Raw genomic sequence first — 16,281 nt, forward strand, 5'->3', positions numbered from 1 at the left:
GAAAAAATGACTGAACAAAAGTTCTTACCATTTGCCTTGCCAGAGATCGGCGAAGAAGAAATTAACGAGGTAGTAGACGCATTACGCTCTGGCTGGGTGACTACTGGTCCAAAGACAAAACAATTCGAGGCAAATTTTGCGGCATTTATTGGTGACGATGTGGAAGCAATTGCCGTTAACTCTGCAACCGCGGGTCTGCATCTAGCATTAGAGGCGGTAGGTGTCTCTGCCGGTGATGAAGTGATCGTTCCAACGTATACGTTCACTGCGACTGCCGAAGTGGTGCGATATTTAGGTGCGCACCCTGTGTGTGTGGATATTGATCCTGTCACGATGAATATTTCGCCGGCCGCTATTCGTGCGGCAGTGACGGAAAAAACCAAAGCAATTGTGCCTGTTCACTTCGCTGGTTTAGCATGCGATATGGAAGCTATCTTGGCGATTGCCAAAGAGTTTGGTCTAAAAGTGGTGGAAGATGCAGCACATGCGTTACCAACGACTTACCAAGGCCAAATGGTGGGTACGCTCGGTTCAGACATCACGGTATTTAGTTTTTACGCCAACAAAACCATGACAACCGGAGAAGGTGGAATGGTGGTATCACGCCATAAAGACCTAATCGCACGTTGTAAAGTGATGCGTTTGCATGGCATCAGCCGAGATGCGTTTGATCGTTACGTATCAAAAACACCCGCTTGGTTTTACGAAGTTGTTGCTCCAGGCTTTAAATACAATATGCCAGATATCGCCGCGGCAGTAGGGATTCATCAGCTTAAACGCTTGCCAGACTTTCAGGTAAAGCGCGAGCAAATGGCCGCAAGGTATGACCGCGAGCTTGCGGGGTTACCACTGATTTTACCTGCACGCCCAACCGCATCTGGTGATGTGCATGCATGGCATTTGTACCCGGTACGTTTAACGGCCGAAGCGGGTATTGCAAGAGATGATTTCATTGTCAAAATGGCGGAAGCAGGAATTGGTACTTCGGTGCATTTTATTCCGCTACATTTACACCCTGTCTGGCGTGATGGTTATCAATTGTCGCCTGCGCAATTCCCTGTTGCGCAAGCCGCATTTGAAGCAGAAGTGACGCTGCCACTCTACACTCGCATGACAGATGATGATCAAACACGCGTTATTCAGACGGTAAAATCGATCTTAGGCCATTCGAATGCTTAAGCGGTGTTTCGATTTTCTGGCTGCGGTATTTGGATTGCTAGTGCTGTCACCTGTCTTTATTGTGGTGGCGCTATGGATACGTGCAGACTCACCAGGCCCTATTTTCTTTAGACAAGAACGGGTAGGGCGATTTGGTGAGACATTTCGTATTCATAAATTTCGTACGATGCGAGTAGATGCCGAACGTGCTGGCTTACAAATTACGGTTGGCCAAGATAATCGTATCACCAAAAGTGGTGAATTTTTGCGTCACTACAAGCTAGATGAACTTCCACAGTTAATTGATGTACTGGTTGGGAGTATGAGTTTAGTCGGCCCTCGCCCTGAAGTGCCAAGGTATGTCGCGGTATATCCTGAAGACGTACGCAAGATCGTGTTGTCTGTGCGACCAGGTATTACCGATTTGGCCAGTATCGAATATCGCCATGAAAATGCACTATTAGGTGCGTCTAGCAACCCAGAAAAAACGTATATTGAAGAGGTTATGCCTGCGAAATTGGCATTGAACTGCCAGTACGTTAAAACGCAGAGTTTGTGGCTAGATATCCGTCTGATTCTAAAAACATTGCAAGCGATATTGCACTAACCTCAAATTGGATTAGGATCCTACATGCATCCGATGATCGATAGTCTAAGTCGTTCACAAAGACTTTGGATATTAGTAGCGATGGATGCGCTACTACTACCGCTCGCCTTATTATCTGCCATTATCTTGCGTTTTGGCGGTTGGCCGAATGATTTACACCAATATTGGCCGCTATTACCAATTGCTCCAATGGTCGCGATCCCTGTGTTTATCAAGATGGGACTCTACCGTGCAGTTGTCCGCTATATGGATGAGAAGGTGATGATTACCGTATTTAGTGGCGTATCGTTATCGGTATTGCTGCTTGTCGCGGTAGTGGCATTTGGGCGTTTTGTTCATATGCCACGTAGTGCCATAGTTATTTATTGGATTTTAGCCATGGCCTATATTGGGGCGACTCGTTATCTCGCACGTGGTTTATTACGCACTTTAGAAAATCAGAAATTGGATCGTGTGCCAGTGGCTATTTTTGGCGCAGGACGTGCGGGTTCTCAATTAGCAATGGCATTAGAGGCCGATAGACATTATCAACCAGTGATCTTTTTTGATCATGACAGACAATTGCATGGGCACATTATTGCCGGTGTTCGTGTTTGTGATCCTGAAAATGCAGCCTCTTTGATTGCTGAGTTAAAAGTTCAGCAGGTATTGCTCGCTATCCCATCCTTATCGCGTTCTAGAAAGCGTGAAATCTTGAATCTGTTTGAACCCCTTCATGTGCAAATGAAGACGGTACCAGATATGAAAGATTTAGTAGAAGGTAAAGTAGGCCTATCTGATATTCGCGAAGTTACCATCGAAGAATTGCTGGGTAGGGAAGTGGTCGAGCCAATTGCCGCGCTTATGCAATCGAATCTAACAAATAAAGTAGTAATGGTGACCGGCGCAGGGGGGTCTATTGGCTCGGAGTTGTGTCGCCAAATTTTGATGCAACGACCAAAGCAGCTCATCTTACTAGAAGTCACTGAATTTGCTTTATATCAGATTGATCAAGAGCTAAGACGCTTAGAGCAGCATCGTTCACAACCAGTGGAAATTCACGGCCTATTGGGGTCTGTGGTGGATAGTGAGCGAGTGCGTTCTATTTGCCAAAGCTATGGCGTTCAAACTCTTTTCCATGCAGCAGCATATAAACATGTCCCTATTGTAGAAGCGAACCCATTTGAAGGGCTTAGAAACAATTTCTTTGGTACTTATCACACAGCAAAAGCCGCTAGCGAAAGTGGGGTTGAGCGCTTTATTTTGATTTCTACCGATAAAGCGGTTCGACCAACCAACATCATGGGGGCAACGAAACGACTAGCGGAGTTATCCCTACAAGCATTAGCAAGCAAGCAACCGAATACGGTTTTCAGTATGGTGCGATTCGGCAACGTATTAGGCTCCAGCGGATCGGTCGTACCGTTATTTAAAGAGCAGATCCGTAAAGGCGGTCCGATTACGCTAACGCATGCAGATATTACACGCTACTTTATGACCATCCCTGAGGCTGCTCAGCTTGTTATTCAGGCGGGTGCAATGGCTGATGGTGGGGAAGTCTTTTTGCTAGACATGGGTGAGCCAGTCAAGATTATCGACTTGGCCAGAAAAATGGTTCACTTATCTGGTCTAGAAGTAAAAGATGCGGCGCACCCAACCGGGGACATTGAAATCTTGCTGACTGGATTACGTCCCGGAGAAAAGCTCTATGAGGAGTTATTGGTAGACGATGACGCGACTGCAACCGCTCATCCTCGTATTATGAAAGCCAATGAGCCTGCATGGACCGAAGAAGATTTGCATCAAGTATCCGTAGCGCTTGAAGAAATTATTCGAGCGAAGGATGTTGAGGGGCTGAAAAACGTCCTGAAAAAGCACGTTTCTGGATTTAATTCATAAAAATGCATCTTTTTTCAAAAAAACACTTGCAAGACTAGAATGGTTGTGGAATAATTCGAATCTCTGCTGCTGAGCAAGAAAACAAAAGCAGCAAGACAGTTTACCGGGGGGTTGGCGGAATTGGTAGACGCACTGGATTTAGGTTCCAGCGCCGCGAGGTGTGAGAGTTCGAGTCTCTCATCCCCCACCAGACAAAAGCCGTGTGATGATTCACACGGCTTTTTTCATTTCAGCTTGCTACATAATAGCGATTCAGTAACAATTCCATTCCAGATAATTTAATTAAACCTTTCTTGGATGCAAATATGCGTTTGTTCCTTGCAGAAGATGATTTAATTCTTGCCGACGCACTAAAAAGCGGTTTAACAAAAAGTGGTTTTGAAGTCAGTTGGGAGACGGATGGCGGGGTGGCAGAACGTCGTTTGGTCAACGGTGACTTTGATGTGGCCATTTTAGATATTGGATTGCCAACCGTAGATGGCTTAACGCTACTACGCCGTGTTCGTATGCTTAAGCCGGCTATTCCTATCGTCTTATTAACTGCACTTGATGGTCTTGATAATCGGGTGGCAGGTTTGGATGCTGGTGCTGACGATTATTTGACTAAGCCATTCGAGTTTCAAGAGTTGGAAGCTAGATTGCGGGCGTTGTTGAGAAGAAGTCAGATTCTGCCTCCATCTGTGCAGCAATTGGGAAAGTTAAAGCTAGATCGATCTGCGCAGCGTGTTTGGTATGATAATCAGCCATTAGATTTGTCCGCTAGAGAGTTGGCGGTGTTAGATATCCTCATTTCTCAAAAAGATAAGGTAGTGACCAAAGAGCAAATTGCATCTGAGCTCAGCGATGATCAATCTACTGATATGGGCTTAAATGCGGTTGAGGTCTATATTCACCGTCTAAGAAAGAAATTAGAGCCCTTCAGAGTAACGATTAGAACGGTTCGTGGGCTTGGGTATTTGCTGGAATACCAGGATGCCCTGTAATGCGTAATCACGTCCTGCCTAAGCCAAAACAAAAGCAGTCTCATTTATCACTCCGCCGGCAGCTTCTATTGTGGTTGTTGCTGCCGCAATTGGTTTTGTGGTTCGCGGCGGCGGGTGTTTCCTACCATGTGGCATTAAGATTTGCTAACTCAGCGATTGATCATAGTCTTTGGCAATCAACCAAAGCCTTGGCTAGGCAGGTGAAGCCGCTTGGTGGTGGTTTGTTTATCGATTTTCCAAAAGCTGCGCAACAAATTTTAGAAGAAGATCCGGACGATATGGTGTTCTATATGGTGAGCACGCCGCCGGGTAAGTTTATTTTGGGTAACCGAAACCTGCCTGCCGTACCAAAAGGGCAGGTGATTATTAAAAATCAGCCGTTTTTCTATGATGGTTTATTGGCTGGAAAAACGCCGGTTCGTGTTGCTGCTTTATTTGTGGATTATGGAACCCCAGAGCGAGTGCAGTTACTCTTGGTGCAAGTTGCTAAAGGGGTGAATGCAAGGGAGCAACTTGCACGCGAGATTCTCTATGCGACAGCATTGCCATTGTCATTGTTGATGGTGGCTACCAGTGTCTTAGTTTGGTGGGGGGTTAGTCGTGGATTGAGTCCATTGAGACGGTTGCGTCGATTGGTTGAAAACCGTAGTGGCAAAGATCTTGCGCCCATTGAATTGGATAGCGCGCCTTCGGAGGTGCGCTCCTTAGCAGAGGCTTTGAATACGTTGTTGGATGAAGTTAACCATAGTATTGCTTCTCAAAGACGCTTTATTGGCGATGCAGCTCATCAATTACGTACTCCGCTAGCGGGATTGAAGTCGCAAACCGAACTTGCAATGGATGAGGATAGTATTGATAAGCTTCGCGAGCGGCTAAGGCTTGTGCATACGAGTGCGACGAGATGTATTCACTTGGTTAACCAGTTGCTTACATTGGCTAGATCAGAACCCGATCAGGAAAAAGCATTATTACGTGCACCGGTTGATCTAACTCGATTGGTTAAAGAAACAACTGCCGAGGTCGTTCCACGGGCGATTCATGCCGGCGTAGATTTGGGTTGTGAGGCAGATATACCTCCGCTAAGAATTGCAGGTAACTCTGCTTTGCTACGGGAAATGTTGGTTAACCTAATCGACAATGCGATTACCTATACAGGCAAGGATGGTGCAGTGACGGTTAGATTGCATTCGACAGCCAGGTTTGCGAAGTTAGAAGTTGAGGATAATGGCCCGGGCATTACCGATGAAGATAAAGAGCGTGTATTTGAACGATTTTATCGCGTCTCACAAGCTGGTGCAGGATGTGGGTTAGGGTTGGCGATTGTCAGAGAGATTGCGGGGCGTCATGGGGCGTCTGTCGATTTGCTAGATGTTGAGCCACATGGCTTGAGGGTGATGATTCAATTGCCGTTAGAAATTGAATAGTTGTGTGTAGACTGAAACAATAAAAAAACCAGCTTTGTGCTGGTTTTTTTATTGTGATTCTTCTCTGCTTAGGTGGTTGGCTGCAAGATCTTGCCTTGTGCCACAGCAGAACGGTGTAAGTTGCCAGGATGGCTTTCTAGCCATTTTTTCACGCGTTGAGCATCACCAACTCGTGTCATTTTCCCTTGTGAGTCTAGTAAAACAATCACAACGGGTTCTCTATCAATTCTGGCTTTCATTACTAAGCATTTACCCGCTTCATTGGTAAAGCCTGTTTTAGACAGGTCAATATCCCAGTCGCCATTTTTTACTAGTGGGTTTGTATTACCAAACTGACGTTGATTTCCGCCTGCTAATGGGGTGAAGGTGTATTTATCCGTTGTACTAAATTGGCGGATAAGTGGGTATTTTGATGCTGCAGCCACTAATTTGGCTAAGTCTTCAGCAGTAGAGTAATTGCCATTACTCAAGCCGCTTGAATCGGCATAATGAGTATGGGTCATCCCTAGGCTCATCGCTTTACGATTCATGCGTGCAACAAATGCTGCAGTGCCACCAGGGTAAGTTCTTGCCAATGCTGCTGCCGCTCGGTTTTCAGACGCCATTAGTGCTAAGCGTAAAAAATCTTCACGTGTGCCTGTTACCCCAACAGGCATGTGAGAGGTGCTGTGACGAAGGTAGTCAACGTCTGCATCTTCAATCGTCAATGGCATATCTAATGCGAGTTTTGCATCTAACAGTACCGTAGCGGTCATTAACTTGGTTAGTGATGCGATAGGTACTGGCATTTGTGCATTTTTTGCAAAAATAACATCACCAGTTTCAGCATGTTGAACCATTACCGCATTGGATTTGATGTCGTCTAATGCAACATCTCCAATTGAAGCTACTGGTTTTACATTATGAATGCTTGTTGGTAATGTATTTTCAGGTAAAGCGGCAGAACGAATGGTGACGTTTTTCTTCGTTATGATCGTGCTGGCAGGTTTTTTCAATGGCTGTTTCACGCGCTGCACTTCTGCGGGGCGTGTTTTGCTGGTTTTCTTATGTGGGTCAGTTTTCTCAACTGTTTTTTCTTTGGCGATTGAGGCTGAGCTCAAGCCAATACCTAAGAAAACAACGCTAAGCGTGCTAACAATGGTCTTCAGCGTAGGGATCCGCATTTTCTTATTCACTATCTTTGTTACTGGTCAGTTGCACCATATGCCGACATATCGGCAGCGCTATGTTAAATATTAGGGTGCTTTTGAAAAAATTTAAACAAAATTAGAGATTTACACAAGCATTGTGATGTAAATCTTTAACTTAAATCAGTATTTTTGTTTTCCTGTTGCAATGCCCACATCCGAGCATAGACGCCTTGGCTCGAAAGTAGTTGTTGATGATTGCCTCTTTCGATGATTTTGCCGTGATCCATTACCAAAATTTCATCTGCATGAATGATGGTTGATAAGCGGTGGGCAATGATCAATGTCGTTCTATTGGTTGTAATTTGTCTTAATTCTTGTTGAATGGCTTGTTCTGTTCTAGTGTCTAGTGCAGATGTTGCTTCATCCAAAATCAAGATTGGTGGATTTTTCAGAATGGTTCTTGCTATTGCAACCCTTTGTTTTTCGCCACCAGATAATTTTAAGCCTCGCTCACCAACGGTGGTTTGATACCCATCAGGAAGTGATAATACAAACTCATGAATATGGGCCGCTTTTGCCGCCTCAATTACTTCGCTTTCGGTTGCATCCGGGCGTCCATAAGCGATGTTGTAATAGATGCTGTCATTAAATAGCACGGTATCTTGTGGGACGATACCAATATGCTTTCTAAGGCTCTCTTGAGATAACGAGCGAATATCTTTGCCGTTGACTTGAATTTCGCCATTTGTCACATCGTAGAAGCGATAAAGTAGGCGAGCTAGCGTCGATTTGCCTGCGCCACTCGTGCCAACAACTGCTACGGTGTGGCCAGCAGGGATCGCAAATTCAATTTTATCTAAGATGGGGCGTTTGCTATCGTAGTGAAAATCTACATTTGTGAACGCGACTGACGCGGTTTGAGTGGCCAGTGTTTCTGCGCTTGCTTTGTCTTTGATCTCTGGTTGAAGTTTGAGTAAATCAAACATCTTTTCCATGTCTGCCAGCGAGTGCTTAATTTCTCTATATACAAAGCCTAGGAAGTTAAGCGGTATATAAAGCTGCAACATGAAAGCGTTAACCAACACTAAATCGCCTACCGTCATTTTTTGAGTGGCTACGCCATTGGCCGCGAGCCACATTAGTGCGGTCACCCCTGCGGCAATAATGCCTGCTTGGCCTGCATTTAACATCGCAAGAGAGGTTTGATTTTTAACCGCTGCAGTTTCCCAAGTAGTTAGGTTTTTGTCGTAACGGCCGGATTCGTAACGCTCGTTGCCAAAATACTTAACGGTTTCGTAATTAATGAGCGAATCGATAGCTTTGTTGTTGGCTTGCGAGTCCATGTCATTCATGGTTCTTCTAAAGACCATGCGCCATTCGGTCACGGCGAGCGTAAATGCAATATAAATGCCTAAAGAGACAAATGTCACAATCGCAAACCATGCATCATACTTTTTCAGTAGCACACCGGCCACGAGCACAATTTCTACTAAGGTAGGAATGATATTAAAGAGCATGAAATTTAAGAGGAAGGAGATTCCTTTGGTTCCTCTTTCGATATCACGACTCATCCCTCCTGTTTGTCTTTCTAGGTGAAAGCGAAGGCTTAAGCGATGGAGGTGTTCAAAAACTTGTAGGGCGACTCTTCTGATGGCCCCTTGCGTTACTTTTGCAAAAATGGCATCACGCAATTCGCCCATGCTACTCGCCGCAAAGCGAAGTAAGCCATACAGTGCAATCAAGCTAAGAGGAACGGCTAATTGCGCAGCTGTATTGGTTTGGCCATTATCAAAGTAGTCCACCACTTCTTTTAAGACGAGCGGAACAGCTACGTTCGCTACTTTTGCCAAGATCAAAAATAGCAGAGCAAAGATGACGCGCCCACGATATTGCCAAACGTACGGTAATAGCGCTTTGATGGTTGCCCAATCATCACGACGTGAAGGGGCGGGGCCGGTGTGGCGAATTCTCATGGTGGCGGTCTAACTTAAAATGATCAGTGCAGGGTGCGGGGGATGCTAAGGGTAAACACAGGGATGCGCGCATCAAATTGATGGCCGTCATCTGCATGCATTTGATAGCTGCCTTCCATGGTGCCGACTTCCGTTTCTAGCACACAGCCACTGTTGTATTCGAACTTTTGACCTGGCAAAAGATGCGGTTGCTCGCCAACAACGCCAAGTCCTTTGACTTCTTCCACTTTTCTATTGCTATCAGTGATGATCCAGTGTCTAGAGATGAGTTTGGCCGCGACGGTACCTTTGTTTTCGATCGAAATAAAGTAAGCGAAAACATAGCGCTGGCTGTCTGGGTCGGATTGTTCTTCAATGTACACCGGTTTCGCGGTGACTTCGATGTCGTAATCCTTTTCCATTGTAGGGTCTTTTATGGTCATGGGAATTCTGAAAAGAGAATCAAAATCAATCGGTTATTATGCCATATTTCATGCGGCTTCTGCTGTTAAAAACAATGAAAAACCTGATGGATTTACCGTTGTTTTTCGGGGGGCTTTTTTTGTCTCATGTTGGGTCGAAGTGCTAGAATGTCGATTCTCGTAGATTTTATTCGGAAGACAGATTCTCATGCCCCCGTTTCGTATTGCTCCCAGTATTTTATCTGCCAACCTAGCGCGTTTAGGTGAAGAGGTTGTGAATGTCGTAGACGCTGGCGCGGATATTATTCACTTTGATGTAATGGACAACCATTATGTGCCGAATCTGACCTTTGGCCCTGTCGTCTGTGAAGCGATTCGTCCATTAACGAGCGCAATCATTGATGTGCATTTAATGGTTAAGCCGGTGGATGCGTTGATCCCTGCCTTTGCAAAAGCGGGTGCCAATATTATTACCTTTCATCCAGAGTCGAGCGAGCATATTGATCGTTCTTTGGCATTAATTCGTGAGCATGGCTGTAAGGCTGGTTTGGTGTTTAACCCTGCAACCCCATTACATTTAATGGATCATGTGATGGATAAGCTCGACATGGTCTTGTTAATGAGCGTGAACCCAGGGTTTGGTGGTCAGAAATTTATCCCTGAAGCTCTCAATAAACTGCGTACCGCTCGCCACAAAATTGATGAATATACAGCCAAAACAGGTAAAGAAATTTGGCTGGAAATTGATGGCGGTGTGAAGGTAGATAACATTGCAGAAATTGCAGCGGCTGGTGCGGATACTTTTGTTGCTGGTTCGGCTATTTATGGTACGCCTGACTACAAAGCAACGATTGATGCGATGCGTGCCGAATTGGCTAAGGTTAAACGCTAATTCTTAGGCGGCTAAACTGATTATTTTGACTACTTCAAAGAGCTAACCATGATTCGATGCTTGTTGACCGGAGATTCAAAAGGGCTTGGGTACGCATTGGCAACAGTCATGGTTAGCCAACACATTGAAGTAATCGGGTGTGCAAGGCACGCGCCCCCCGTTTCTGATTGGGTGCATTGGCCAATCGACTTGTCTGATCCTGCCCAGTCTGCAGCCACTTTTCAGCAGCGTTTGGCCGAATTATCTTGGGATGATGTGACTGAAGTCTGGCTAATTCATAATGCCGGGACGGTGCAGCCTATTGATTGTGTTAATCGATTGCCCATTCATGAAACGATAGCTGCTTTTCAAATTAACCTCGTTACACCAGTTGTACTGACAACTGTTTTCTTGCAGGTGGTAGAGAAGCTTTCTATTCCAATCAAAGTACTAAATATTACCTCGGGTGCGGCGCAAAAGGCCTATCCCGGTTGGTCTGTATATGGGGCGACTAAGGCCGGGTTAGACCATTTTGTTCGGGTGGCGGGGGTAGAGGATAGACCAAACGTCAAAGTGGCAGCGGTTGCCCCTGGCGTATTAGATACCAATATGCAGTCGGAAATTAGAGCGACTTCAAAAGAAGCCTTCCCTTTGCTAGACCGCTTTATTCAACTGCATGAATCGGGCGAACTGACGGACCCCAACGTTGTTGCTAAACAGCTAGTGGAATACTTACAAACAGATACGATTCAACACGGTGAAATTACCGATGTGAGAAATTGGGTTTGATACAGACTAAGATAATCGTTTTTTTATAGAGGATGTTTGATGGCATTTCCATACAAAGCAGTCGCTTTTGATTTGGATGGTACCTTGGTTGATTCAATTGCGGATTTGGCCGCTGCAGCAAATGCAGTTCGTCTGGCATTAAATTTACCTGTATTGCCGCAAGATACCGTTGAGAGCTTTGTTGGGGATGGTGCCGCATCCTTAGTGGCAAGAGTGCTGGCAGGAAGTAAAGCCGCAGAGCCGGATGAAGCTTCTGTATTGCAAAAAGAAGGAATGGCGCTGTTTAATCGTTTTTATCTAGAAAAATTAACGATTAAAACCAAGCCGTATACAACCGTTGTTGATACCTTGCGCACATTCAAATCAGGAAAAATTGGCCTTGCCTGTGTGACCAACAAACCCGCTCGCTTTACCTTGCCACTGCTTGAGCAATTGGGATTGGCTGAATTCTTTGATGTGGTGATTGCGGGTGACTCACTACCGCAAAAGAAACCGCATGCCTTACCATTGACACACACAGCTGAGGTGCTCAATGTAAAACCCGCTGAAATGTTGATGGTGGGGGATTCGGAGAATGATGTGTTATCTGCCAAAGCGGCTGGTTGTCCAGTTGCCGCTGTTAGCTATGGTTATGCAGCAGATGCAAATGCATTGGGTGCAGATTTAATCATTCATCAGATGGATGCGTTGTTAGCACTTTCTTCTTAATCTTTATCTGGATTGATGAGGATTCTCGTAATAATCTCAATTTAGACTTGTGCAGGGCGAAAAAATCGGCAAGAATAGTCATCGTTGCATGAAATTTCTTTTTTTAAAGATTTTTTCGCAGAATATTTCAATATTACTCAAGGTATTTCAATTCATCATGGCTTTCTTCTCTAGTGAAATGTGGCTCGAATGGCGATGGCGGCACGCGTAAGCGCTTCCCCATTGTTTTGATTCAACCTTTTTCTTACTGGAGAGAAATATGCTCAGTCGTGATGCATTTCAGGCGCTTGCTCGCCAAGGCTACAACCGTATCCCTGTTACCGTCGATCTACTTGCCGATCTAGACACCCCACTATCTGTTTATCTAAAACTAGCGAATAAGCCGTATTCTTACTTATTAGAGTCTGTCGTAGGTGGCGAGCGTTTTGGACGCTATTCCTTCATCGGTTTGCCGTGCGAAACCAGATTGGTGGTTAAACTCAATCAAGTGGAGGTTCATCGTGGGGTGGATGTGGTGGAAACCTTCGAGGGTGATCCCCTCGAATTTGTGCAAGCTTACCAGCAACGCTTTAATGCGGCGCCTTTACCGGAACTACCACGCTTTAATGGTGGTTTAGTCGGCTATTTTGGTTATGAAACTATTCGCTACTGCGAAAAACGACTCGCGGAATTAAATAAGCCGGGTCATCTCGGCACGCCAGATATCTTATTGCTTCAGTCTGAGCAGCTCGCTGTTGTAGACAATCTAACGGGTAAACTTCACTTAGTGGTCTATGCAGACCCGAACATCCCAAATAGCTACGACATGGCCTTGGTTCGCTTAACTGAGCTCGCTCTGATGTTAAGAGAGCCTGCTGCACTGCCGTTGCAAGGTAAAACAACCGTTCAACAAGCGATATCTGCTTTTGGTGAGTCTGCTTTTAAAGAAGCGGTTAATGCGGCGAAAGAATACATCTTTGATGGCGATGCTATGCAGGTGGTATTGGCACAGCGCATGGATATGCCATTCCCTGAAAACCCACTTTCTCTTTATCGTGCATTGCGCTCGTTAAACCCTTCTCCGTATATGTTCTATTACGATATGGGTGATTTCCATATTGTTGGCGCATCGCCAGAAATTTTAGTTCGCAGAGAAGGTGATAATGTTTTGGTGAGACCAATTGCGGGCACTCGTCCACGTGGCAAAAACCATGAACACGATATTGCATTAGAAAAAGAACTGCTAGCCGACCCGAAAGAATGCGCTGAACACCTCATGCTAATTGATTTGGGGCGTAACGATGTGGGTCGTATCGCTGAAGTTGGGTCGGTTGCATTGACTGACAAAATGGTTGTCGAGCGTTATTCGCATGTGATGCATATTGTGTCTAGTGTGGAAGGTAAACTCAAAGACGGCATTGGTAATATGGACGTCTTAAGAGCAACTTTCCCTGCGGGAACTGTTTCGGGGGCACCAAAAGTTCGCGCACTTGAAATTATTAATGAATTAGAACCAACTGCACGTGGCATATATTCTGGTGCCGTTGGTTATTTGGGTTTTTCTGGCGATATGGATTTAGCCATTGCGTTAAGGACGGCCATTATTAAAGACAAAACCTTATATGTTCAGGCGGGGGCCGGCATTGTTGCCGATTCTAATCCGGATTCTGAATGGCAAGAAACCTTAAATAAAGCGCGTGCAGTGCTAAGAGCTGCAGAGATGGTCCAACAAGGATTAGATGTGGAACGTTTAAATCTGTGGGGACGTCAGCCCAACTAACTGTGGTTAGGCATGATGCAAAACGCTATTTAAACGAATCCAAAAAGGACACTTACCATGCTGTTGATGATTGATAACTACGATAGTTTTACCTACAACATTGTTCAGTACTTTGGCGAACTTGGCCAAGAGGTGAAAGTATTTCGTAATGACGAAATTACCTTAGAAGAAATTGCTGCGCTAAAGCCAGATCACTTAGTGATTTCCCCTGGCCCATGTACGCCAAATGAAGCCGGTGTTTCGGTTGCTGCCATTAAACAATTTGCCGGTGTTATTCCTATTCTTGGTGTTTGCTTGGGGCATCAGTCTATTGGGCAAGCATTTGGCGGCAATATTATTCATGCAAAACAATTAATGCATGGAAAAACCTCTCCTGTTATGCACAACAGTAATAGCGTGTTTACTGGCTTACCTAACCCGGTGACATGTACTCGCTATCATTCTCTGGTGATTGAGCGCGAAACAATTCCGGATTGCCTAGAGATTACGGCGTGGACCGAAGATGGTGAAATTATGGGAGTGCGCCATAAAACCCTGAATATTCACGGCGTGCAATTTCACCCTGAGTCGATATTGACGGAATGTGGTCATGCAATGTTAAAGAATTTCTTGGATGGTGCAGCGTAATTTATTGCGGATTACCGAATATTTTTAGCATCTAACTATTCATCGGAGTACCTAATGATTACGCCACAAGAAGCCCTAGTAAGAGTAATTGAGAATCGTGAAATTTTTCATGATGAAATGCTGCATTTGATGCGCATGATTATGCAAGGTGAAATGTCGCCTACCGTGATGGCAGGGTTAATTGTAGGCTTGCGTGTCAAAAAAGAAACCGTGGGTGAGATTACCGCTGCTGCTGAAGTGATGCGTGAGTTTGCGACAAAGGTAACGGTCGCGAATCATGATCGATTGGTCGATATTGTGGGCACGGGTGGCGATGCTTCACATACCTTTAATATTTCTACTAGTAGCATGTTTGTAGCGGCAGCTGCAGGAGCGCGAGTCGCTAAGCACGGCGGGCGTTCGGTTTCATCTAGTTCTGGTAGTGCGGACGTTTTAGAAGCACTCGGCGTCAATTTAGCATTGACGCCAGCGCAAGTGGCGGAGTGTATTGATAAAACCGGTATTGGTTTTATGTTTGCACCGAATCATCACAGTGCAATGAAACATGCCGCTCCTGTGCGTAAAGAATTAGGTGTGCGTACCTTATTTAATATTTTAGGCCCACTCACTAACCCAGCGGGCGCCAAAAACCAATTGCTAGGCGTGTTTCACCCTGATTTGGTGGGTATTTTGGTTCGTGTATTACAGCGTTTAGGCAGTGATCATGTGCTGGTTGTACATGGCAAACCGCAAGATGGCGGTACGATTGGCCTAGATGAAATTACCTTAACTGGCGAATCGCTAGTGGGCGAACTAGTGAATGGGCAAGTGAAAGAATATACCTTGCACCCAGAAATGCTGGGACTACCTGTATATAAACTAGAACAGTTTAGAGTAGGTAACCCTGCTGAATCTCAAGCTCGGCTATTGGCTGCGCTAGAAGGTACAGACATTCCTGCGAGAGATATCGTGCTAGCCAATGCGGGGGCCGCGCTGGTATCTGCAGGTGTTGCAGATAGCTTGGTGGCGGGTGTGGCGTTGGCTAGAGAAGCCATTGCGAGTGGTGCTGCAAGAGCAAAACTAGATGAGTTTGTTCAATTTACCAAGCAGTTTGCTTAATTATTTGAATGTAAATTTGAAGGCACAGAAAGTATTTCTTATGTCTTCAAGCGGAGTTGCATGATGTCTTCTGATATTTTAAAGAAAATCTTGGCAGTGAAAGTAGAAGAGGTAGCGGCTAGCAAATTGGCTACTTCAGTTGAAGAAATGGCCGCTAACATTGCTGCGGCACCTGCACCTCGTGACTTTGTTGCCGCCATTCGGGCAAAGCATCAGGCAAAGCAGTCTGCTGTCATTGCAGAAATTAAGAAGGCTAGTCCAAGTAAAGGGCTAATCCGAGAAGATTTTCAACCGGCTGAAATCGCGGCTCAATATGAAAAAGGTGGTGCTGCATGCTTGTCTGTACTGACCGATAAACAGTTTTTTCAAGGCGATGAAGCGTATTTAAAAGCAGCGCGTGCTGCTTGCCAACTTCCTGTGTTACGTAAAGACTTTATGATTGACACATGGCAGGTAGATGAGGCACGTGCAATGGGCGCGGATTGTATTTTGCTGATTGCTGCAGCCTTGTCTCTGGAAGAAATGCAAACCTTAGAAACACGTGCATTTGAATTCGGCTTGTCTGTTTTAGTAGAAGTTCATAATGGTGATGAACTAACTGAAGCCTTAAAACTCAAAACCCCTTTGATTGGCATTAATAATCGCGATCTACGATCGTTTAATGTCACCTTGGATACAACGCTAGGTTTATTGGATCGCATCCCTTCTGATCGTATTGTGGTGACTGAAAGTGGTATTTTAAAGCCTGAAGACGTTACGTTGATGAGATCAAACCAAGTACATACTTTCTTGGTGGGTGAGGCGTTTATGCGTCAGCCTGATCCTGGTTTAGCGCTGTCTGAATTTTTTGCTTAATATTTGATTGAAGGTTGGAT

The 16,281-nt window shown here is 45.2% G+C and carries 15 protein-coding genes and 1 tRNA gene; 13 read left to right on the forward strand and 3 right to left on the reverse strand.

Annotation, left to right across the window (positions count from 1 at the left end; translation table 11 throughout):
- Window positions 1-6: 6 nt before the first annotated feature.
- The 6 genes from LIN78_RS01155 (at window position 7) to LIN78_RS01180 (ending at window position 6,050) form a co-directional block, all read left to right on the forward strand.
- Window positions 7-1,179 carry a DegT/DnrJ/EryC1/StrS family aminotransferase gene (locus LIN78_RS01155; RefSeq protein ID WP_227177655.1) on the forward strand — a complete coding sequence of 391 codons (1,173 nt, stop codon included), beginning with the start codon at window positions 7-9 and terminating at the stop codon, window positions 1,177-1,179.
- The gene (locus LIN78_RS01160) at window positions 1,172-1,765 is read left to right on the forward strand and encodes a sugar transferase (RefSeq protein WP_227177657.1); all 594 of its coding nucleotides are present in this window, start codon (window positions 1,172-1,174) and stop codon (window positions 1,763-1,765) included. The genes LIN78_RS01155 and LIN78_RS01160 overlap by 8 nt, the downstream gene beginning before the upstream one ends.
- Before the next feature lie 24 nt (window positions 1,766-1,789).
- Complete coding sequence (locus LIN78_RS01165; protein WP_227177660.1) at window positions 1,790-3,643, forward strand: polysaccharide biosynthesis protein; 1,854 nt, start codon at window positions 1,790-1,792, stop codon at window positions 3,641-3,643.
- Between the two features lie 105 nt (window positions 3,644-3,748).
- Window positions 3,749-3,833, forward strand: a tRNA-Leu gene (locus LIN78_RS01170).
- 115 nt (window positions 3,834-3,948) lie between these two features.
- The gene (locus LIN78_RS01175; protein ID WP_227177662.1) at window positions 3,949-4,626 is read left to right on the forward strand and encodes a response regulator transcription factor; all 678 of its coding nucleotides are present in this window, start codon (window positions 3,949-3,951) and stop codon (window positions 4,624-4,626) included.
- Window positions 4,626-6,050 (forward strand): sensor histidine kinase, encoded by a 1,425-nt coding sequence (locus LIN78_RS01180; protein ID WP_227177664.1) that lies wholly within the window; start codon window positions 4,626-4,628, stop codon window positions 6,048-6,050. The genes LIN78_RS01175 and LIN78_RS01180 overlap by 1 nt, the downstream gene beginning before the upstream one ends.
- Before the next feature lie 68 nt (window positions 6,051-6,118).
- Here the strand turns inward: LIN78_RS01180 and LIN78_RS01185 are convergent, their stop codons facing one another.
- The 3 genes from LIN78_RS01185 to apaG all read right to left on the reverse strand — a co-directional run bounded on the left by LIN78_RS01185 (window position 6,119) and on the right by apaG (window position 9,575).
- Window positions 6,119-7,213, reverse strand: coding sequence for a serine hydrolase (locus tag LIN78_RS01185; RefSeq protein WP_227177666.1), 1,095 nt, complete (start codon window positions 7,211-7,213; stop codon window positions 6,119-6,121).
- A 137-nt stretch (window positions 7,214-7,350) separates the two neighbouring features.
- On the reverse strand, window positions 7,351-9,153 hold the full coding sequence (locus LIN78_RS01190) for an ABCB family ABC transporter ATP-binding protein/permease (RefSeq protein ID WP_227177668.1): 1,803 nt from the start codon (window positions 9,151-9,153) through the stop codon (window positions 7,351-7,353).
- Between the two features lie 23 nt (window positions 9,154-9,176).
- Window positions 9,177-9,575 carry a Co2+/Mg2+ efflux facilitator ApaG/CorD gene (apaG, locus tag LIN78_RS01195; RefSeq protein ID WP_227177670.1) on the reverse strand — a complete coding sequence of 133 codons (399 nt, stop codon included), beginning with the start codon at window positions 9,573-9,575 and terminating at the stop codon, window positions 9,177-9,179.
- A gap of 187 nt (window positions 9,576-9,762) precedes the next feature.
- Here apaG and rpe point away from each other — a divergent pair, with 187 nt between their 5' ends.
- The 7 genes from rpe (at window position 9,763) to trpC (ending at window position 16,261) form a co-directional block, all read left to right on the forward strand.
- Window positions 9,763-10,446 carry a ribulose-phosphate 3-epimerase gene (gene rpe / locus LIN78_RS01200; protein WP_227177672.1) on the forward strand — a complete coding sequence of 228 codons (684 nt, stop codon included), beginning with the start codon at window positions 9,763-9,765 and terminating at the stop codon, window positions 10,444-10,446.
- Between the two features lie 48 nt (window positions 10,447-10,494).
- A complete protein-coding gene (locus tag LIN78_RS01205; RefSeq protein ID WP_227177674.1) occupies window positions 10,495-11,214 on the forward strand; it encodes an SDR family NAD(P)-dependent oxidoreductase in 720 nt (239 codons plus the stop codon).
- Window positions 11,215-11,253: 39 nt separating this feature from the next.
- Entirely contained in the window at window positions 11,254-11,922 is a 669-nt protein-coding gene (locus tag LIN78_RS01210; RefSeq protein WP_227177676.1) for a phosphoglycolate phosphatase, read from the forward strand.
- A 259-nt stretch (window positions 11,923-12,181) separates the two neighbouring features.
- A complete protein-coding gene (gene trpE, locus LIN78_RS01215; RefSeq protein ID WP_227177678.1) occupies window positions 12,182-13,681 on the forward strand; it encodes an anthranilate synthase component I in 1,500 nt (499 codons plus the stop codon).
- 57 nt (window positions 13,682-13,738) lie between these two features.
- The gene (locus LIN78_RS01220) at window positions 13,739-14,308 is read left to right on the forward strand and encodes an aminodeoxychorismate/anthranilate synthase component II (RefSeq protein WP_227177680.1); all 570 of its coding nucleotides are present in this window, start codon (window positions 13,739-13,741) and stop codon (window positions 14,306-14,308) included.
- Window positions 14,309-14,362: 54 nt separating this feature from the next.
- Complete coding sequence (gene trpD / locus LIN78_RS01225; RefSeq protein ID WP_227177682.1) at window positions 14,363-15,406, forward strand: anthranilate phosphoribosyltransferase; 1,044 nt, start codon at window positions 14,363-14,365, stop codon at window positions 15,404-15,406.
- Between the two features lie 63 nt (window positions 15,407-15,469).
- Window positions 15,470-16,261, forward strand: a complete 792-nt coding sequence (trpC, locus tag LIN78_RS01230; protein ID WP_227177683.1) for an indole-3-glycerol phosphate synthase TrpC — start codon at window positions 15,470-15,472, stop codon at window positions 16,259-16,261.
- Window positions 16,262-16,281: the final 20 nt, after the last annotated feature.

The organism is Leeia speluncae (assembly GCF_020564625.1).
Lineage (GTDB): Bacteria > Pseudomonadota > Gammaproteobacteria > Burkholderiales > Leeiaceae > Leeia > Leeia speluncae.